This is a genomic window from Porphyromonas bobii, from assembly GCF_943169685.1.
GTDB classification, from domain to species: domain Bacteria; phylum Bacteroidota; class Bacteroidia; order Bacteroidales; family Porphyromonadaceae; genus Porphyromonas; species Porphyromonas pasteri.
This window is the reverse complement of sequence record NZ_CALPBU010000007.1, coordinates 12172-32522: the sequence shown is the minus strand read 5'-3', so window position 1 is coordinate 32522 and position 20351 is coordinate 12172. Positions and strand designations below refer to the sequence as shown.

At 57.1% G+C, this 20351-nt stretch carries 13 protein-coding genes; 11 read left to right on the top strand and 2 right to left on the bottom strand.

All coding sequences use genetic code 11. The features are described 5' to 3' along the window. Positions 1-206 precede the first annotated feature (206 nt). The 6 genes from KO088_RS07400 (at position 207) to KO088_RS07375 (ending at position 7178) form a co-directional block, all read left to right on the top strand. On the top strand, positions 207-1514 hold the full coding sequence (locus KO088_RS07400; RefSeq protein WP_215494208.1) for a sigma-54-dependent transcriptional regulator: 1308 nt from the start codon (positions 207-209) through the stop codon (positions 1512-1514). Continuing rightward, positions 1498-2025 (top strand): LPS assembly lipoprotein LptE, encoded by a 528-nt coding sequence (lptE, locus tag KO088_RS07395; protein WP_009433402.1) that lies wholly within the window; start codon positions 1498-1500, stop codon positions 2023-2025. The genes KO088_RS07400 and lptE overlap by 17 nt, the downstream gene beginning before the upstream one ends. After that, a complete protein-coding gene (locus KO088_RS07390) occupies positions 2026-2694 on the top strand; it encodes a DUF8458 domain-containing protein (protein ID WP_215494207.1) in 669 nt (222 codons plus the stop codon). Between the two features lie 8 nt (positions 2695-2702). After that, on the top strand, positions 2703-3101 hold the full coding sequence (secG, locus tag KO088_RS07385) for a preprotein translocase subunit SecG (RefSeq protein ID WP_215494206.1): 399 nt from the start codon (positions 2703-2705) through the stop codon (positions 3099-3101). Between the two features lie 158 nt (positions 3102-3259). After that, entirely contained in the window at positions 3260-3799 is a 540-nt protein-coding gene (locus KO088_RS07380) for a 30S ribosomal protein S16 (RefSeq protein WP_009433396.1), read from the top strand. A gap of 187 nt (positions 3800-3986) precedes the next feature. Then, entirely contained in the window at positions 3987-7178 is a 3192-nt protein-coding gene (locus KO088_RS07375) for a TonB-dependent receptor (RefSeq protein ID WP_215494205.1), read from the top strand. A 103-nt stretch (positions 7179-7281) separates the two neighbouring features. Here the strand turns inward: KO088_RS07375 and KO088_RS07370 are convergent, their stop codons facing one another. Continuing rightward, the gene (locus tag KO088_RS07370) at positions 7282-8421 is read right to left on the bottom strand and encodes an MBL fold metallo-hydrolase (RefSeq protein ID WP_215494204.1); all 1140 of its coding nucleotides are present in this window, start codon (positions 8419-8421) and stop codon (positions 7282-7284) included. An 848-nt stretch (positions 8422-9269) separates the two neighbouring features. On the opposite strand from KO088_RS07370, the gene KO088_RS07365 reads away from it, so the two are divergent. The 4 genes from KO088_RS07365 (at position 9270) to KO088_RS07350 (ending at position 17988) form a co-directional block, all read left to right on the top strand. Beyond that, positions 9270-11447, top strand: a complete 2178-nt coding sequence (locus KO088_RS07365; protein WP_215494203.1) for a TonB-dependent receptor — start codon at positions 9270-9272, stop codon at positions 11445-11447. 610 nt (positions 11448-12057) lie between these two features. Beyond that, positions 12058-14499 carry a hypothetical protein gene (locus KO088_RS07360; protein ID WP_215494202.1) on the top strand — a complete coding sequence of 814 codons (2442 nt, stop codon included), beginning with the start codon at positions 12058-12060 and terminating at the stop codon, positions 14497-14499. 14 nt (positions 14500-14513) lie between these two features. Next, positions 14514-15554: an OmpA family protein gene (locus tag KO088_RS07355; RefSeq protein ID WP_215494201.1), complete on the top strand. Its 1041-nt coding sequence runs from the start codon at positions 14514-14516 to the stop codon at positions 15552-15554. A 154-nt stretch (positions 15555-15708) separates the two neighbouring features. Then, positions 15709-17988 carry a GH92 family glycosyl hydrolase gene (locus tag KO088_RS07350; RefSeq protein ID WP_215494200.1) on the top strand — a complete coding sequence of 760 codons (2280 nt, stop codon included), beginning with the start codon at positions 15709-15711 and terminating at the stop codon, positions 17986-17988. Positions 17989-18382: 394 nt separating this feature from the next. Here the strand turns inward: KO088_RS07350 and rsmA are convergent, their stop codons facing one another. After that, entirely contained in the window at positions 18383-19186 is an 804-nt protein-coding gene (rsmA, locus tag KO088_RS07345; RefSeq protein ID WP_215494199.1) for a 16S rRNA (adenine(1518)-N(6)/adenine(1519)-N(6))-dimethyltransferase RsmA, read from the bottom strand. Positions 19187-19317: 131 nt separating this feature from the next. Here rsmA and KO088_RS07340 point away from each other — a divergent pair, with 131 nt between their 5' ends. Next, a complete protein-coding gene (locus KO088_RS07340; protein WP_215494198.1) occupies positions 19318-20349 on the top strand; it encodes a lysylphosphatidylglycerol synthase transmembrane domain-containing protein in 1032 nt (343 codons plus the stop codon). The last annotated feature ends 2 nt before the right edge of the window (positions 20350-20351 follow it).

Below are 20351 nucleotides of genomic sequence, written 5' to 3'. Positions count from 1 at the left end.
TACGTGAAGGTGCTTTTTTCTTCATAAGAATGGTACTTTTTCCTCCGCTGAATAAGAGGGATATTTGCGATAAGGCGAAGGGCTTGTGTATCACTTCGGAGAGGTATATCGGAGTGTGATGCGGAGGCCTCGTTGTACCCCCGCCTTGTGAGTCCTGATAGTCCTCGAACTTATGTATCTTTGTGCGACAAAATGACAGACGGAAGATGAATGTAGATATTCAGCAGATCAAGCACCGCTTCGGTATCATCGGCACAAGCCCTCTACTCGACCACGCTATCCGCACGGCAGTGCAGGTGGCGCCCACCGATATGTCGGTGCTGGTCATCGGTGAGAGTGGTGTCGGGAAGGAGAGCTTCCCGAAGATCATCCATCAGAATAGTATCCGCAAGCACGGCCCTTATATCGCTGTGAACTGTGGGGCTATCCCTGAGGGCACCATCGACTCCGAGCTCTTCGGTCACCTGAAGGGCTCGTTCACGGGCGCTATCACCGACCGCAAGGGGTACTTCCAGGAAGCCTCGGGCGGTACGATCTTCCTCGACGAAGTAGGGGAACTTCCCCTCTCGACGCAGGCCCGTCTCCTGCGTGTCCTCGAGACGGGGGAATTCATCCCCGTCGGGGCAAGCCAAGCCCAGAAGACCGATGTGCGCATCGTCGCTGCGACGAATGTGAACCTGCAGGAGGCTGTCGAGCGTGGTCGCTTCCGCGAAGACCTCCTCTTCCGTCTCAATACCGTGCCCATCGAGGTGCCACCCTTGCGTAGCCGTGTGCAGGATATCCCCCTGCTCTTCCGCCTCTTCGCTTCGATGAGTGCCGAGCGCTACCATATGCCTCCCCTGCGCCTGACGCCCGAGGCTGCTAAGCTCCTCGAGGGCTATCGCTGGCCAGGGAATATCCGTGAGCTGCGCAACTTCACCGACCGCATCAGCGTCCTCGAGGAGGAGCGCACCGTGACGGCAGAGACTGTCTCGCGCTACCTGCCACGGGATCTGGGCGTAGACTATCACCCTGCTCTTCGCCAGCAGGCCGTGCTCGGTGAGGACGCTACGTCCTTCGCCAACGAGCGTGAGATCCTCTATCAGGTGCTCTTCGATATGAAGAAGGATATGGCGGAGATGAAGAATCTCATCGCCGGGATTATGCGTGGTGAGGTGCCAGTCGCTCAGCCCAAGGCTCACGGCGACTACACCCCCGCCGAGGTGCATACCCCCAGCGCGCACCCCACGACGCTCGCTGGCCGTGATGACTACCGCAATGTCCTCTCGAGTCCCTCGGGCTATGCTCCCGTGGAGGATGTCATCGAGATCCCTGCTACCCCGCACGCTACGGGCCATCATGCCGAGGTCTCAGACTTCGAGGAGCAGCCCCTCTCGCTCGAGGAGGCAGAGCGTAGCTTGATACAGGCCGCACTCATTCGCCACGATGGACGTCGTCGTCGTGCTGCCCAGGATCTCAAGATCTCCGAGCGTACCCTCTACCGCAAAATCAAGGAATATGGACTGGAAGAATAAGCTCCACCGCCGTGCCTTCGCCCTCATCGGGGCGCTCGTCCTCGTCATCGCAGGCTGCAGCATCCGCTACAGCCCCAATGGTGGTGCGCTCGACTACACCCAGCTCAAGACCATCACCATCGGTGAGGTCATCAATAAGGCGCCCATCGTCAACCCCATCCTCGCCTCCAGCTTCACCGAGAAGATCAAGGACTACTACGAGAGCCGTACGCGCCTCTCCCTCGTCCCGCAGGCGGGTGACCTCGAGCTTTACTGCACGATCACGGGCTACGATCTGACGCCTATGGCCGTCAGTCAGGATAACTTCGCCGAGCGTACGGTCTTCACCGTGACGGTGCAGGTGAAGTATGTCAACCATGTGAATGAGAAGGAGAGCTTCGAGCGTAGCTTCAAGGCTTACCGCGACTTCCCACGTAGCCAGCCCTTCGTCGCTGTGCAGGACGACCTGCTGCGTGAGATCATGGACGACCTCTTGAAGCAGATCTATAATGCTACGGTAGAGAACTGGTAGATGACACGCGACGAACTCTATAGCTACTTGGCTGATCCCAAGCGCCTCACCGCCGAGACGCTCGAGCCGATCCGTGCGCTCTATGAGTCCTATCCCTACTGCGCACCCTTCGCCTTCCTCTACCTATATAATCTCTCGCTGACGGGAGACGTGCGCTATGCCTCAGAGCTGCGTCGTCTCTCTGTGCTCCTGCCCGATCGGGAGCAACTCTTCCGCCTCGTCGAGGGGAATCGCCCCGCCTTCGTCGCAGCGACACCCGATGTGCCTGCCGAAGCTGATGCCTTCGACCTCATTGATCACTTCCTCGATGGCGCACGCTCCTCAGGCGAAGACCTCCCCGAAGTGCTCCACTATGAGGGGGTGGGGGAGAGTCAAGACTACTTCGCTGGCGAGACGGCAGAGCCACTTCCCGCGGAGGGACTCTCCGAGCTTCTCGAGCCACGCACCCCGAACGTAGCCCCGTCTGTAGCCCCATCGGCAGAGGAGCCTGCCGCTGAAGAACTCCTCTCGGAGACCCTCTCTAAGATCTATATTCAGCAGCAGCATTACGATAAGGCACTGAGGATTATCCGCTCTCTCAGTTTGAATTATCCAGAGAAAAATCGTTTCTTTGCAGACCAGATACGCTTCCTGGAGCGCCTGATAGAGAATAATAAAACCACAAATTAGTATAAGACATGTTCTACCTACTCACGGTACTGATCCTGATAGCATCCATCTCACTGGTGCTGCTGGTGATCGTACAGAAGTCTAAGGGCGGTGGCCTGGCTTCACCCTTTGCTTCGACGAATAACATCATGGGGGTCCGTAAGACTACCGACGTACTGGAGAAGGCTACTTGGTGGCTCTTCGGTATCGTAGCCGTGCTCTGCATCGCCTCGACGCACTTCCTTGGCACGGGTGCGGATGCTGATTCTAAGACGCAGCAGGTCCTCGAGCAGAATGCCGCTAAGGGTGCTGCTCCTACGGCTCTGCCCGCCCTCGGTGGTGGTGCTGCTCCTCAGCAGGGTGCTCCTGCAGCAGCTCCCGCTCCTGCCACGGAAGCTCCTGCTCCCGCAGCTGCGCCTGCCAACTAAGGCCCCGTACACCTATATAATAGGCACACCCCTCATCTGATGAGGGGCGTGCCTATTTCTTTATTAGAGCGGAAGATAGGTGGTATGGTTTTATTCCGTATCTTTGCACCCGATCTAATGCAACGAAGCAGAAGGTTCTAACAATTTTACCGATTTAAATGGCAACGAAAATCCGTTTACAGCGCCACGGTCGCAAGGCTTATGCCTTCTATAAGATCGTCGTCGCTGACAGTAGAGCGCCACGAGATGGCAAGTTTATTGAGAAGATTGGTACGTACAACCCCAACACCAATCCTGCCACAGTAGATTTGGACTTCGAGCGCGCTCTGTATTGGCTCACGACTGGTGCACAGCCTACCGACACGGCTCGTAGCATCCTCTCTCACGAAGGCGTTCTCCTGAAGAAGCACCTCCTCGGTGGTGTCGCTAAGGGCGCATTCGACCAGCAGGCCGCTGACGCTAAGTTCGAAGCATGGAAGTCTAAGAAGGATGGTGCCCTTGGCTCTATCCGTGAGACCCTGGCTAAGGACAAGGCTAACGCTGCTAAGGCTGCTCTGGAAGCCGAACAGGCTGCCAACAAGGCCAAGGCTGCTGCTGTAGCTGCTAAGAAGCTCGCCGAAGCTGAAGCTAAGGCTGCTGCTGAAGCTCCCGCTGAAGCCGAAGAGGCTCCTGCTCAGGAAGAAGCTGCTGCAGAATAGTCGACCGCTGCATCCTCGTAAGAGATGTCTCCGATAAAGAAATAGCGGACGCCTACCCATTACCTCACTTATGTGGGGTGATGCGGTGGGCGTCCGCTTCTTTGTCGTCTTATCCACCTTTATCCATCACTCACACTTAGTCCTCTGGCTGTGACGGCCGTCACAGCCACCTGTACAAACAAAGCGTATGAAGAAGTATTTACTTCGTCTCTTGGTACTGGCTCTCTTTGCCTTCGCCACCCCAGCCGTATGGGCCCAGGTGACGACCTCGGCGATCAACGGTACGATCACCGACCCTACTACCAAGGAGACTCTTATCGGCGCCAGCGTTGTCGCCAAGCACCTGCCTACCGGTACGACCTACGGCGCTATCACTAACGCCAAGGGGAACTTCAGCATCGTAGGTATGCGCCCAGGTGGTCCCTACACCCTCACTATCTCCTATATCGGCTATCAGTCTGCGAAGATCGAGAACGTCAACCTCGCTCTCGGTGAGACGGAGACCTTCAACATCGAGATGAAGGACGATACCAAGCAGCTCACCACGGTCGTCGTCACGGGGGCTAAGGGTAACAAGTTCAACTCTCAGAAGACTGGCGCTGGATCAGCCTTCTCTCGTAAGAACATCGAGCGTGTCCCTACCGTATCGCGTAGCATTATGGACATCGCTAAGCTCACGCCTCAGGCTAACGGTAGTGGCTCCTTCGCTGGGGCTAACAGCCGCTTCAATAGCTTCCAGATCGACGGTGCTGTCAATAACGACGTCTTCGGTCTCGGTACCTCGGGTAAGAATGCTATCTCCCTCGAAGCTATCGACGCTCTGCAGGTCGTCATCGCTCCCTTCGACGTCCGTCAGTCGGGCTTCACGGGTGGCGGTATGAACGCTATCACGAAGTCGGGTACCAACACCTTCCACGGCTCGGTCTACGACTACTACTACAACCAGGACTTCTTCGGCACGACTGCTGGTAAGGACGTCAAGACCCGCAAGGCTCTCGACAAGCAGTATGAGAACACCGTCGGCTTCACGCTCGGTGGTCCTATCCTCCGCGACAAGCTCTTCTTCTTCGCCAACGGTGAGTACGTCAAGGGTATCCGTCCCTCGACCTTCACCCCTGGCAACGGCTCTGTCGTCCCCGAGGAAGATGCTAAGAAGATCGCTGACAAGCTCACGAGCCTCGGCTACAATGGTGGCAGCTACGCTACGCAGGACATCCCCAGCGAAACTTTCAAGGGGCTGGTCCGCCTTGACTGGAACATCAACTCCGCTCATCGCCTCACGCTGCGCTACAGCCACATCAACGATAAGCCCTACAACTTCTCGAACTCTCCTACGCGCCTGCGCTTCTACAACAACGGTTACCACAAGCACAGCGTCACCAATACCATCGTCGCTGAGCTGAACTCTAAGCTCACCGACAAGCTCTCCAACGAAGCTCGTGTCAGCTACAGCGGTATCCGCGACAAGCGCACCTACCTCGGTGGTGCCTTCCCCTTCGTCCTCATCAATGGTACGGCTGGCAAGGCTCGCTATCAGGTCCTCGCTGGGGTCGACAAGGATACGCCTGCTAACGAACTCGATCAGGATATCTTCTCTCTGACGGATAACCTGACGCTCGCACTCGGCAACCACACGCTGACCTTCGGTACTCACAACGAGCTCTTCCGCATGCGTAACCTCTACCTCACGAACTACTACGGGAACTATGAGTACTCCACGCTCGATGACTTCCTCGCTATCGGTACGGCTAATGAGGTAGCTCCTAAGTCTTACGGCTACTCTGCTGCTGACGTCTCTCGTACGGGCGACGCTCGCTGGGCTCCCCGCTTCCGCGCTGGTCAGCTGGGCTTCTACGCTCAGGATGAGTGGAAGGCTACCGATCACCTCCGCCTGACTTACGGTCTGCGTGTCGATATGCCCTTCTTCCTCGACCGTCCTACGGCTAACCCCGACTTCAATAGCTCTGCTGTCGCTAAGGAATACGGTGTCACGAACAACTACCTGCCTCCTATCCGTCCGCTCTTCTCGCCACGTGTAGGCTTCCGCTACGATGTCGACGCTGATAGTCGCTACGTCATCCGTGGGGGTACGGGTATCTTCACCGGTCGTGTGCCCTTCGTATGGATCTCCAATAGCTTCTCCAATAGCGGTATGGAATACCTCCGTACGGCTGTCCTCGGTACGAACGTCCCCACCCTGCGCTTCAACGCTGATGTCAACCATCAGTTCACGCAGCCTGGTAAGACGACTGAGATCGATATGGTCGGTACGAACTTCCGCTATCCTCAGGTATGGCGCTCGAACCTCGCCTTCGATGCTAAGCTCCCCGGTGGTTTCCGTGCTTCGCTCGAAGGGATGTACACGCGCAACCTCAATAGCGTACGCTACCGCAACCTCCTCCTCCGTGACAACGGTACGCTCGACCATGGCCATGGTCAGGTCCGTCCTGTCTACAAGATCGATGCTGCGCTTGCTCAGCAGTACACGAATCTGATCCTCCTCTCGAGCAACAACCTCGGCTATAGCTACAACCTCACCGCTACGCTGGCGAAGGACTTCGGCCACGGCCTTGATGCTTCGATCGCCTATACCTTCGGTGAGGCTAAGGCTGGCAACGACGGTACGAGCTCGCAGGCTGCTTCGAACTGGGGCTACAACTACTCGAGTGATATCAACGGCGAGGAGCTGTCTTACTCCAACTTCGATATGCGTCACCGCATCATCGGTCAGCTCAACTACCGCGTAGAGTATGCTAAGCACTTCGCTACGACCATCGGTATCATCTACAACGGCCAGTCGGGTGGTCGCTACTCGATCCTCTACTACGGTGACGCCAACGGCGACGCTCGTACGATCCCCGGTCTGCGCAATGACCTCGCTTACATCCCCACGAAGGACGAAGTCGCTAACGGCTACTTCACCGCTACGATCGCTAACAAGCCCGGCGAATCTCCTGCTGACCGTGCTCTCCGCCAGGCTCAGGCCAACAAGGAGATGGCAGACAGCTTCGAGCAGTTCATCGCCAGCAGCGGTGACCTCGCTCAGCAGCGTGGCCGCATCGCTCCTCGCAATGCCTTCATGTCTGAGTTTGTCCACAAGTTCGACCTCCACTTCGCTCAGGACTTCTTCCTCAACATCGGTGGTCGTCGTCACACGCTCCAGCTCAATGCCGATATCATCAACCTCGGCAACCTGCTGAATCGTGGCTGGGGTATGAGCCCATACATCCAGTACGACAACATTACCCCCATCGCGATCTCCAACGCTGCTTCGGGTAGTCCAGTCTACAGCTTCACGCACCACCGCAGCACGCCTTGGGATTACTCCGACATCGACTCTCGCTGGAGAGCTCAGGTCGGTGTGAAGTACACCTTCTAATCGTGGCGTAGTCCTGGCGACTACTTCGCGCGAAAAAGCCTCGGGGCACCTCCCTCCACTTCGGTGGAGAGGGGTGCCCCGAGGCCTTTCTGTTTTGTGGGGATTAGTCGAGCTTCTCCCACCAGTCGTCGGTGGTGAAGGTGCTGTCGGTGTAGTGGACGACGTCGCCAAGGCGAGGCATCAGGATAGGGAAGCCCTTCTCATCGCGCAGGCGCTTTGCGTTCTGCAGGGGCTCCTTCCAGGGGTGCATCGCCAGAGCGAACTTCGCATGATGCACCGTGAGGAAGCGCTTAGCGCCGAGGGCGTGCATCGTCTCGCCGAGGTGCTCGGGGAGCATGTGGATGCCGCTCCAGTTCTCCTTGTTGTACTGCCCGTTCTCGAGGATGGCTAGATCCAGCTGGGGGAACTGCTTCCCGATCTCGGCATAGTGTGGACCGAAGCCACCATCACCACCGACGTAGACCGAGTGCTTCGGGCCTTGCAGGACGAAGGAAGCCCACAGTGACTGGGCATGTGTGAGCCCTCGGCCTGAGAAGTGCTGCGTGGGGAGGCAGTGTATGCGCCCACCCTCTGCCGTCGGACTGCTTTCGCCCCAGTCCAGCTCTACGATCTGGTCGGGACGGTAGCCCCAGCGCTCGAGGTGCGCCCCGACGCCAAGTCCCGTGTAGACCTTGCGCACACGGCTCTGCAGCTCCTTAGCTACGTGGTAGTCGAGATGATCCCAGTGGTCGTGGCTGATGACGAGGTAGTCGATCTCGGGGAGGTCAGTGACGTCGAAGACCTGCGTGCCCTTGAAGAAGGCGTTGGAGATGCCGAAGGGTGCGCCCTCGACGAAGACGGGATCGATGAGGTAGCGCACGCCGTCCATCTGCAGGAGATAGCCCGAGTGGCCGAACCATACGATGAGGTCCTCCGAGCGGTCAAGCTTCTTCAGGTCGTGACGCACCACGGGGATGCTATCGACAGGGCGGATATTATCGGGGCGGTCGAAGAGGAACTTCCAGAGGATCTTGATGCGATCGCCCATAGAGCTGGTCTGCATAGCTTGGGGCATGGGGTAGCGATTTTGGAAGCGCCCGTCACGATAGTTCGGCGAGTGCTGGATGCGCTCCAGTCGTGCACCCGAGGGGAGCGCCCCGAAGGAGGGGCTGTGGAGGATGAGGTAGCCGACGCCGAAGAGGACGGCGACGATGATACCGAGGGCAATGAGGAGTGTCATAAGGCGGCGCTTGATTTTACTCATAGGAGCACACGTATATATATGTATGGATAAAATGGCTTCGTAGCGAATGTTCCTTCATAACGCTCACGTGGGGATAATTGTTCCTGCATCCCCTTTACCTGTCGATCCAATATATAGGTATATGGATGTGTGGGGTAGAGCTATATAGCTTTGGACTGCTTCCTATATAGCTTTGTGACGTGACCTATATGAGGATGTTGCTCCTCGTAGGGATAAAAGTTGTGGACGAGTGGCAGATAAGTTTGGGCTACGTACGTGGACGATAAATCTACGTACGTGGATATTTGGATTTACGTGCCTGGTCTTTAAGACTACGTACATAGATAGAAGAATACCACTACGGGAAGGTGCTTTTTCCTTCACGAGAAAGATGCTTTTCCTTCCGCTGAATAAGAGGAATACTCGCGATAAGGCGAAGGGTTTGTGTATCACTTCGGAGAGGTATATCGGAGAGCTGGGCGTGCGATGCCTTAGCATTCCAAATAGAGTACAAGACTCGTGGCGACAGTCTCCTATAAGGGGGTGCTTCAAACCACTATTGGTCGGTGGGTGAACCTATATAGGTCGACGCGGTGACCTATATAGCTTGGAGGGCTGACCTATATAGGTTCGTTTGTGGACGTCAGGAGAGGAGGGCGCCGACTCATAAAAATAGAGTAGAAAAGGATCGCCGCACGTCTCGATGACTACCTATATATAGCTATTTTTCATCAATAGGACTCATTTGCCTCAGCCGTGATGTACCTTTGTATCGCCCTCTTGATGAGGCAAGAAGTGGCTCCTCTGCTCGTGGATTGAGTAGGGGGGGCCTACTTATCATATAAATAGAATGATTCATCGTAAATAGAATGATTCATCGTAAGTTACTCCTTACGCTTGGCCTCGGCTGTCACAGCTTCTTGGCTATGGCACAGAGTCCCAGTGTGCACGGGACACAGCAACCCGATCACGAGCTCCAGGACGTCGTCGTAGTAGGCTCACGTATACCGGAGATCAAGCAGCGCGCCGCTGCAAGTATCACGATTATTCCCGAGCGAGATATTCGGGAGATGAGCCAGATCTTGCCTGATATGCAGGCTATCGTTGGCTACTTCATCCCTGGAGTGCCTCCTACGGGCAACAATGTGAACGAGCGCTACAACACCCTGCGTGGGCGTAGCATCCTCGTCCTTATTGACGGTATCCCCCAGTCTACGCCCCTGCGAGCCACGAGTCGTGACCTCCGCTCCATCGACCCTGCTGCGGTAGAGCGTATCGAGGTTATCAAGGGGGCTACCGCCATCTTCGGTAATGGTGCCAACGGGGGGATTATCAACATTGTCACCAAGCAGAATAAAGAGAAACGTCCCTTCGGCGGGCAGTCTCAGCTGAGCTATACGGATCACAATTTCTTCAAGAGCTCAGAGAAGACGGCGGGCTATCGTCTCTCGCAGCAAGTCTACGGGCAGGCTGGCTCCTTGAGTTACCTCGTCGATGGTGTCTACCAGCATACGGGATCGGCTATTGCCGCCAATGGCGTCTATCTCTCGCCTCGCTATGGGCTCGGAGATACGCGTACGATCAACACTTTGGCGAAGTTAGGCTACCGCTTCAACGACCGTACGCAGCTGGAGCTGATGTACAACTTCTTCCGCACAGAGCAGGATGGTCCTTTAGTGGCTTCGGGCGGGAAGTACTTGGTCTCGCCTCGTATCGGCGTCCCAGGGACCCAGCCTGCTGAAGCGATGCCTGAGGGTCTGCCCTACAACCATAATGCGTATCTCAAGCTAAGCTCTCGCGAAGTCTTCGCTCAGACTGACCTCGAAGTCTCGCTCTTCGGGCGCAGCATCAAGTCGGTCGCTGACTATCGCAAGCACAATCCGAAGAGTCCGCGCTGGGAAGAGACCAGCGGTCAGGCGGTTACCAAGGCGTCGCAGGGGGGGGCGCGTGCTCAGCTCCTTTCACGTCTCACCCCTTCGTCACAGCTGAATCTTCAGCTGCTCTATGGGGCGGACTTCCTCTTAGATCAGACAAGTCAGCCTCTGGTCGATGGTCGCTACTGGGTGCCTAAGATGACTTCGGTGAACTATGCTCCCTTCGTGCAGGGTAAGGCGGTGCTGTCTGACCTGCTGACTGTCAAGGCTGGAGCGCGCTACGACTGGATCGATGTCCACGTCCCTGACTATACCGTCCTGCGTGCCAAGAAGACGGATCCCCTCGTGCAGGTCGCTGGAGGTACGCTCGGCTACCGCAACCTCTCGCTCAATGTGGGCGCGACGTACAACGGGCTCAAGGCCTTCCAGCCCTTTGTCTCTTACTCTGAGGGCTTCTCTATCTATGACCTCGGGCGTACCCTTCGCTCGGCTAAGGCGGATGCACTCTCGAAGATCGAGACCGATCCAGTGCGTACGCACAATTATGAGGCAGGCTTCTATTCGCATCTTTCCGATCTCTTCGGGGAAGGTACGCGCTTAGACCTGCAGGGGGCCTTCTACTATACTTATGCAGCTCTGGGGAGTGATCTCATCAGTCAGAATGGCTTCTGGGTAGTTGACCGCTCTCCACAGCGTATCTATGGTATGGAGCTGAGTGCAGAAGCTACGCTGAGTCCGAAGCTCTCACTGGGTGCGACCTTCTCCGCTCTGGAGGGGCGTAAGCGTCTCGCTGATGGCTCGTGGAATGGCTATATGTCGGGGCAGTCTATTCCTCCGCTCAAGCTCACGGCTCACGTCAGCTATCGTCCCATCAAGGATCTATCGCTACGTCTCTTTGCTCTGCATACGGGTAGCCGTGATCGCTTTGCTCCCAAGACGAATCCTACTACGATGGAGAGCCAATACGCCGAGGGTGAAGGGGTGGTCAAGCCCATCTCGCTGCTCTCCCTCCAGGGGGCTTATCGTCTCGGTGCCTTCACGGTGGGGCTCGGTGTCGAGAACCTGCTGAATACTACCTATTACCCCATCCAGTCTCAGCTCGTAGCACGCGATGCGGAGTATACGCAGGGCAATGGGCGTATGGTCACACTCTCGCTGAGCTACCGCTATTAGTCGGCGATAGTGCCTCCCGCTTATGAGCGGGGAATCAGGCAATCGTAGGTCGGTCTCTTCCGTCCTGCGGTTGCCCGACTTGTTTCGTGGTGGTGCCAGTGTAGTAGGGTGGTACAATTGACTACTTATTGGGGGTGGTGAACCACTACTGCTTTGAATACGAATATCTATTTGAACGGTGGAGGGGACGTATATTGCTTCGCGTGACTCCTGCCTCGCACGCTGTACTGGTGCTTGGGTGGATGGAAGCGTTTGCGTTGCGTAAAAGAGCTGTATATATTGTATAGATATAGGTCGCAATTGGGGTGATGAAAATGTGAAGCCCCGAAGAAGATGAGAGATTCCTACATAGGGGCTGAGACATTTCTCAAGGAACAACCATTGTCTATATAGGAATAGACTGCTTGTGTCTCGGGGTATTAATAATTTTATATCTTTGTAATGTTTAAACAGGTGAGGTGGCTTCCCTTTAGAGGGAGGATCCATTGAGTCTACGACCCACTGAATCTAATGCCATCTTGCTCCCAGAGGGCTATTTACGAAGCCTTAGCATACTGCTTCAGCCCTCGTCAAGACAAGTAACATGACAACTCCTAATTAGAATGTATATATGAAGAAACTTTCTTTGGTTCTTTGCGCTACGATGCTTGCTGGCATTGGTAGCAAGGCTATGGCTCAGGTACAGGATGTCAGCTTCACGGTCGCACCCGTAGTAGGCTACACCCACTGGGACAACAAGCTTAACCTCGGTGACTCACCCTTCTGGGGTGTGCGCGCTGGCTTCGGCTTCGGCCCCCTCGTTGAGATCCGCGGGATCTATGAGCGCAGCTTTGACCTCAAGGGCAAGCTCAAGAACAACTCCTCGACGCCCTCATGGCTCCTCAACTGGGCTGACAAGCTCGAAGACTCTAACGTAGACATCAAGCGCTACGGTGGTGAGCTGAAGCTCAACCTTTGGTCTAACGCCTTCGTTACTCCTTACCTCACCGCAGGTGGTGGTATCATGGAGTTCGGCTACACGGCTACGCCCGTCGGTGGTGCAGCTACGAGCTACAAGGAAAAGCAGATCTACGGCGCTGGTGGTGTCGGTCTGAAGTTCAACATGGGCCGTCGCGTATCCCTCTCGCTCGAAGGTAAGGACCTTATCTTCAACGTCAACCCAAGCAACCGCTACCTCGCTTCTGCCGCTAACGGCGGTGAGCAGCTCCACAACTGGACGGGTCAGGCTTCGCTTGACATCTACTTCGGTGGCACGAACTACAACTCTGGCGATGCGATCTCTCGCGCGTACCGTAATATGTACTCCGATGGCTTCCGTGGCGTTAAGTTCGTCCTCGAGCCCGGTGTCGCTTACGTAGACTATCCCTCTGCTTCGGGTCTTGAGCCTCAGTGGTTCCTCGGTGGTTCTGCAGGGTTTGACCTCTCGTCGATCTTCGGTATCCGTGGGTTCTACTACTCAGCTACGAAGACTCCTGGTACGCTCGACTTCAACCTGAACAACGAGCTCCGCATGTACGGGGGTAACTTCATCGCTCGTCTGAACATGCCTCGCGGTCTGACGCCTTACCTCAACCTCGGTGCTGGTTATCGCGAAGTCACGGGTAAGTTCACGCCTACCATCACGGGTGCTACGCCTAAGAGCGGCCTCTTCCTCTTCGGTGGTGGTGGTCTTGAGATCCCCCTCTTCAAGTATGTCGCTCTCTATGGTAGCGTCAACGCTATGCTGAGCGAACAGGAAAATCCTGCTATCACGAGCGTCACCGACCCTGCTGACGTGAAGGTCAACGCCTTCTACCAGGCTGGTGTCCGCTTCAACTTCGGTCGCTCTAACCGCGACGGTCGTGAGCTCTACCAGAGCTACAGCGATGCTCAGACGCGCTCTGAAGTCGCTCGCCTGCAGGAATCCAACCTTGAGGAAATGAACGCTCTGCGTGCTGACTACGACGCTCGTATCAAGAAGCTCAATGCTCAGCGTGCTGACTACGATGCTCGTATCAAGAAGCTCAACGAAGAGCTGGCTGATGCAGTCTCTCGCCGCGACACCGTCACGGTGACCCGCGTACTGCGTGAGAAGAACGAAGTAGCTGACCGCATCACGCACGTCGACAACCAGACGACTCAGGTCGCTACGCAGTCTGCTCAGCAGTCTGCTCAGCAGGGCCGTACGGTCACGCTGACCAAGGCTCAGTTCGACGCTCTCGTCAATCAGGTCGTCAGCGACCTCAAGCGTGAGAAGGGCTCACAGGTATCTGTATCTGATGTCACGGGTAGCAACCTCTCTGACCTCGATAAGATCCTCCTCTTGAACGCTCTCTATCGTAGCCCCTACGCTGCTCCTAACTTCCTCGGCCAGCCCGTACAGGCTCAGCCTCAGGTACAGCCCCAGCAGCTGCAGAGCCAGGACGCCTCTAAGGTAGACCCCAGCATCGCTCTCGTCAAGCGCCTCGACCAGGTCATCGACCGCCTCGACGCTATCAACACGACGCAGGCTCAGCAGGTCGCTGGTGCTCAGCAGTCGGGTAAGTCCAGCGATGACATCCGCCTCATCGAGCAGTATCTGCAGAATGAGCAGAACCGTCGTGACCGCGTCATCGTCGCTGGTCAGAACGAGAAGGACGAAGTCTACGCTAAGGAAGTCAAGGTAGAGCCTGCTAAGGAAACGCTGAAGTTCAACCGCGCTGCCCTCTTCGTAGGTCCTAACTTCGGTGATCAGTCCGGTGTCAACGTAGGTGCTCGCGGCTACATGCAGATCCTTGACTCGCAGTTCGACTTCGCTCCCGATGCTTATGTAGCCTTCGGTAAGAAGACGGGCTTCGGTCTGAACGCTAACATCCTCTACAACCTGCCTACCTTCCTCGACGGGGCTATCACGCCTTACCTCGGTGTCGGTCTGGGTGTCAATAGCATCGGTGGTGTATCACGCTTCCTCCCCAACTTTGTCGTCGGTACGTCCCTCGGCAACGTCCTCGGTGGTCATGTCTTCGTTGACTACACCGCTCGTGGTGCCTTCCGCAACAACCAGCTGGCTGTAGGCTATCGCTTCAACTTCTAAGAGACATGCGTCCTATGAAGTCCCTCCTCCTTGCTCTCTCCCTCTTCTCTGTTAGCTCTGTCGCCCTGGCACAGAGCGCAGGGCAGAGCGTGAGTCAGCCTCTCACTGCGGCCGACACGCTCATCACCCTCTCTGAGGAAGATCTGATGCGTGCCGTGCGTGCTGTCGCCGAAGCTCGTATCGCATCGGAGAGCCAGCAGCAGACCAAGCAGACGACCTACGGCCTCACGGCCGAAGACCTCCGTCTGGTGAAGCTGCAGATGCTCCTCAGTGCCCTCGGTCTCGGTGGTGTAGCACCCGTCCAGCAGCCCATGCCCTACGCACCTGCTGGTAGCGTGAACTATACCTACGCACCCCAAGCTGCGCCCCAGGTACAGCCTCAGGTGAGCAATAGCCGTCTCGATCGCCTCGAGCAGCTGATGCTCCTCCTCCTGCAGCGCCGTGACTCGGACCGCGATGCTATCGTCCTGCCCGCTCGCTCTAAGAGCCAGAAGCAGACGATCATCCGGCAGCCCGTCGTAGATAATAGCTCGAGCGACTCGCTCCTGCGCGAGCTCCAGCAGGAGCTCGTAGCTCTGCGTGCCGCTCAGCAGGCTCAGCCCGCACAGCAGCCTCAGGTGATCATCCAGCAGCCTGCTCCCACGGTGATCCAGCAGCCCGCTCCTACGGTCATTCAGCAGCCCCTGCAGCCCGAGGTGCAGACGAAGACAGAGGTCCGCACGGACACGGTCGTCGTCTCCTACTTCAAGCGTCAGGTCTTCTTCGCCGTAGGTAAGAGCGATCTGCTCCCCGAAGCACGCCTCGCTCTCAACGAAGTCTATCGCGTCCTCGCCGGCGATCCCGATATGAAGCTCTACCTCACGGGCTACGCTTCCCCAGAAGGGAATGCCCTCGTGAACGAGCGTCTCTCGCAGCGCCGTAGTAAGGCTGTCCTCGACTACCTCATCGCTTGCGGTATATCTCCTGATCGCCTCATCAGCATCGCTGGTGGTGTCGATCGCAATACCGACCTCAAGAGCAGCGCTCGACGTGTCGACATTGAGCTGAAGAAGTAAGCCCATCGGCACGCTATCCACATAGCAAGAAGCCCCATCTATCCCGCTGATAGATGGGGCTTTTTCGTTATCTTTGAGGAGAATATGCCCTGCAGGTGCGTGCTAAGGCATCTCGTCTATAGGGGGCTATCCTCCCAAGTTTCATTTATCGCCCATGCTTCATCAGACACGCTCGCTCCTGGCGGGCCTCCTGCTCAGCCTCGTACTGGTAGGCTGCTCCTCGGCGGGTCTTGGTCGCTCAAAGAGCCTTGACCCGATCGACTATGTAGACCCCTACATGGGGAATATTAGCCATCTCCTTGTACCCACCTTCCCCACAGTGCATCTGCCTAATGGGATGATGCGTGTGCATCCGCAGCGTACGGACTATGCCTCTGAGCAGATCGCAGGCCTCCCCGTGATCCTGACGTCGCACCGTGGTGTGTCGGCCTTCGCTATCAGTCCGCTGAGTGCCCTCAGCGATAGCCTTCCCGAGGTGTCACGCTATAGCTACGATAGCGAGAGCGTCCGTCCCTACCTCTATGAGGTGACCTTGCTGGAGCCCGAGGTACGTGTGCGCTATGCTCCCTCGTACCGCAGTGCGATCTATCAGTTCAACTTCGAGCGGGCTAAGGCAGGCCATCACCTTGTCTTCTCTACACCCGACGGGGAGCTCGTCGCTTCGGGGAAGAACCTCTTCGGCTACCAGCAGCTCGAGGATTCTACGCGTGTCTACCTCTATGCCGAGCTGGACGCAGAGCCCACGGAGCGCCTCGTGCGTGATACACTCACGGGTCGCCTCGCGACGGTCGATGGCGTGGCACGTGGCAATACCCTCTGCCTCTCCTTCGCTAAGCAGGGCGTGACCCTCCGCTACGGCGTGTCGTACATCAGCGTCGAGCAGGCTAAGCGCAACGTCGAGCGGGAGATCCAGTCCTTCGAGGTCAATCTCGTGGCTAAGTACGGGCGCAACGAGTGGTCTAAGGCTCTCGATAAGGTCGAGATCGAGGGCGGTACTCCCGAGGAGCGTCGTGTCTTCTACACCTCACTCTACCGCACCTATGAGCGTATGATCTGCCTCTCGGAGGACGGTCGCTACTGGAGTGGCTTCGACAAGAAGGTCCACGATGACGAGGGCGTACCCTTCTACACCGACGACTGGCTGTGGGATACCTACCGCGCTACACACCCCTTACGCATCCTCCTCGACCCCGTGAAGGAGCAGCAGATGCTCACGAGCTACCTCCGTATGGCCGAGCAGAGCCCCGAGGGATGGCTACCTACCTTCCCCGAAGTCACGGGCGACACACACCGTATGAACGGCTCGCATACCATCGCCACCTTCGCTGATGCCTATGCTAAGGGGCTCTCGGGCTTCAACCTGAGTGCTGCTTACCAAGCAGCGAAGAAGACGATGGCGGAGAAGTCTTACCTGCCCTGGACACGTCGCCCCAAGGGGGTACTCTCGGAGTTTATGGATAAGGAAGGCTACTTCCCTGGTCTGGATATCGGGGAGAAGGAGACCGTCCCCGAGGTGACGCTGTGGGAGAAGCGCCAGAGTGTCGCCGTCAGCCTCGCTGCTGCCTACGACTACTGGTGCCTGTCGCAGCTGGCGAAGTTCTCCGGCCACGACGTGGAGAGTGCTGATTATCTGCGTCGCTCCTACGACTACCGCAAGCTCTTCAACTACGATACGGGCTTCTTCCACCCCAAGAATAAGAAGGGTCGTTTCATTGAGCCCTTCAACTATGAGCTCTCTGGTGGCCTCGGTGCACGTGACTACTACGATGAGAATAATGCCTACACCTACCGCTGGGACGTACAGCACAACCCCGCTGACCTCATCTATCTGATGGGCGGTCGTGAGCGCTTCATCGAGCGCCTGGACGAGACCCTACGTACACCACTCAGTATGTCCAAGTGGGAGTTCTACAGCAAGCTCCCCGACCAGACGGGGAATGTCGGGCAGTTCGCTATGTCGAACGAGCCCAGCCTCCACATCCCCTATCTCTACAACTACGCTGGCGCTCCCTGGCGTACGCAGCGTCTGGTGCGTAAGCTCATCGACACGTGGTTCCGTGGCGACCTGATGGGTATGCCCGGTGACGAAGACGGTGGCGGTATGACGGCCTTCGTGGTCTTCTCTATGATGGGTATCTACCCCGTGACCCCTGGGATACCCGTGTACAACATCGGTACGCCCTTCTTCTCGAAGGTGACGCTGCGTCTGGCTTCGGGTCGCACCTTCGTCATCGAGGCGGAAGGCGCTTCCTCGGAGAACAAGTACATCCAGAAGGCTACGCTCAACGGCAAGCCACTTGATCGCCCCTGGATCCGCCACAGCGATCTGGCTGCCGGTGGTAAGCTCGTCTTCACCATGGGCTCTCGCCCCAATAAGAGCTGGGGGGCGACTACGCCTCCTCCCTCTGCAGAGCGCGTCGAGCTGACGGAATAGTCCGCACCGCTCCTAAAAAATCCTACCGCTCCCCCGCCTCGTGCCACAGCAGCACGGGGTGGGGGAGCGGTCGTTTATTTGCTTCACTCACAGGCTACTCCGTGCGTGAGAAGACGTAACTCAGAATGCCTCCTTCGGGAGGTCATTGGGTGAACCAGTACTGGTAGACGAAGTGACCAGTACTGGTAACTAATATCGACCAGTACTGCTTCGCATCGTGACCACTACTGGTCCGATCGCTGACCAGTAGTGGTTCGCCCATCGACCAATATAGGTTCGTGCCACCCTTCACTATAAGGATGGAGAATGCGGCTCCCAAGCATGGTGAATAGAGATACGAAAGCGGGCTCAGATGACTATCATCTGAGCCCGCTTCTATTTGATGTCGTCGGCGCTACGCCTTAGCAGCGGCCTTCGCCTGATGCTCCTCGAGGAGGCGCGTCAGTGTGACGAAGTCCTCGACACCGAGCTGTTCGGGGCGCTTGGAGAAGATCTCTGCTGTGTAGCCCGGGTAGTCGGCTCCGAAGAGCGCCTTGAGTGAGTTGCGCAGGGTCTTACGACGCTGGTTGAAGCCCGTCTTGATGACCTGCTTGAAGAGGGCTTCGGAGCAACCGAGGTCGGTGCGCTCATTGCGGATGAGGCGGATGACGCCGCTCTTGACCTTGGGGGGCGGGTTGAAGACGTGCTCATCGACGGTGAAGAGGTACTCCACATCATACCACGCCTGCAGGAGGACGCTCAGGATGCCATAGTCCTTATTGCCTGGAGGGGACGCCAGACGCTGGGCGACCTCACGCTGGAGCATACCGGCGCAGCAAGGGATGCGCTCGCGGTAGTCGAGCATACGGAAGAAGATCTGCGAGGAGATGTTGTAGGGGTAGTTGCCGATGAGGGCGAAGGGAGCGTCACCAGGGAAGTAGTCTTCGATGGGGATCTTGAGGAAGTCACCCTCGATGATACGCCCCTCGAGCGCGGGAAAATGCGCCTTGAGGTAGGCTACTGACTCGGTGTCGATCTCGATGACGTGCGTGTCGTAGCCCTTCTCCAGGAGGAATTGGGTCAGCACTCCCATGCCAGGACCGATCTCAAGTACAGGCAGATCGCGGTGGCTGGAGATGCTGTCGGCGATGCGCTCGGCGATAGAGAGATCGGTGAGAAAATGTTGGCCTAATGCCTTCTTGGCTTTAACTTGCTGCATGGGAGATAACTAAAAACTTATTACATTTGCTATACTAAAGTAGTACAATTTATTAAGAGCTATTAGAGTACACTCCCTTGCGTGGTGCCGAGCCTCGAGCTTTGCCCGCCTCTCGAGTGGGTGTGTGTCGAATGAAGATCCATCCTACCCTTAAGTCCATTCTCTGGATTGTAGTCCCACTGCTCCTCGGTGGGTTGGGCTTCTATGGCCTCTATCGTGATACCGACTGGCACGAGCTGCAGGAGACCCTCCGCACGGGGGTCAACTATCCCATCCTCCTTTTTAGCCTCCTCTTTGGACTTATGAGCAACCTCTGCCGAGGCTTGCGCTGGGAGCTCCTTGTGCGCCCGCTCACCGCTGGCGAAGCACCTCCACGGCGCATCAATGCCGTCTGCACGGTGCTCGGCTCCTATACGGTGAACATGGGGATACCTCGCTCGGGCGAGGTGTGGCGCTGCGTCGAGATGGAGCGCCGTGAGGACATCCCCTTCGCTGGGCTCTTCGGTACGCTCATCGTCGACCGCCTGACGGACGTGACGATGCTGGCGCTGATCCTCCTCGGGATTATCCTCAGCTCGACAGACTTCTTCATCGGTTACTTCGCCTCCCACCCCGAGCTGGAGGCCTCACTCCGCGCCTTTATCTACTCCCCGTGGTCGGTGGTGCTGGTGGTGGTCGGGCTGCTCGCTCTTGGAGGCTTCGTCTGGCTCTTACGCTACCGCCGTGGGAGCCGTATCGCACAGTTCTTCCTGCATATCTGGGACGGGATGATGAGCATCCGCTATATGCCACATCGCGGGCGCTTCCTCCTCCTGACGCTCCTCATCTGGATCGGGTACTTCTGCTACTTCTACTTCGCGCTCTTTGCCTTCGAGGCTACGCGCGACCTTCCCCTCTCCGTGGCAAGCATCGCCTTCGCCATGAGTAGTATGTCGGTCATCGTGCCCGTCCAGGCGGGTATGGGAGCGTGGCATGCTGCGGTCATCATTACCTTCACTACCTTTGGTATGGCTGTCCAGCCTGCGAAGGACTTCGCCCTCATCGTGCACACGGCGCAGACGCTGTGGATCACGCTCGTGGGCCTCATCGCGATCATCGCTCTTCCCATCATCAATAGACACTACACGCGCAGACGCACCGCACCCACTGCGAGCGTGCGCTGAGC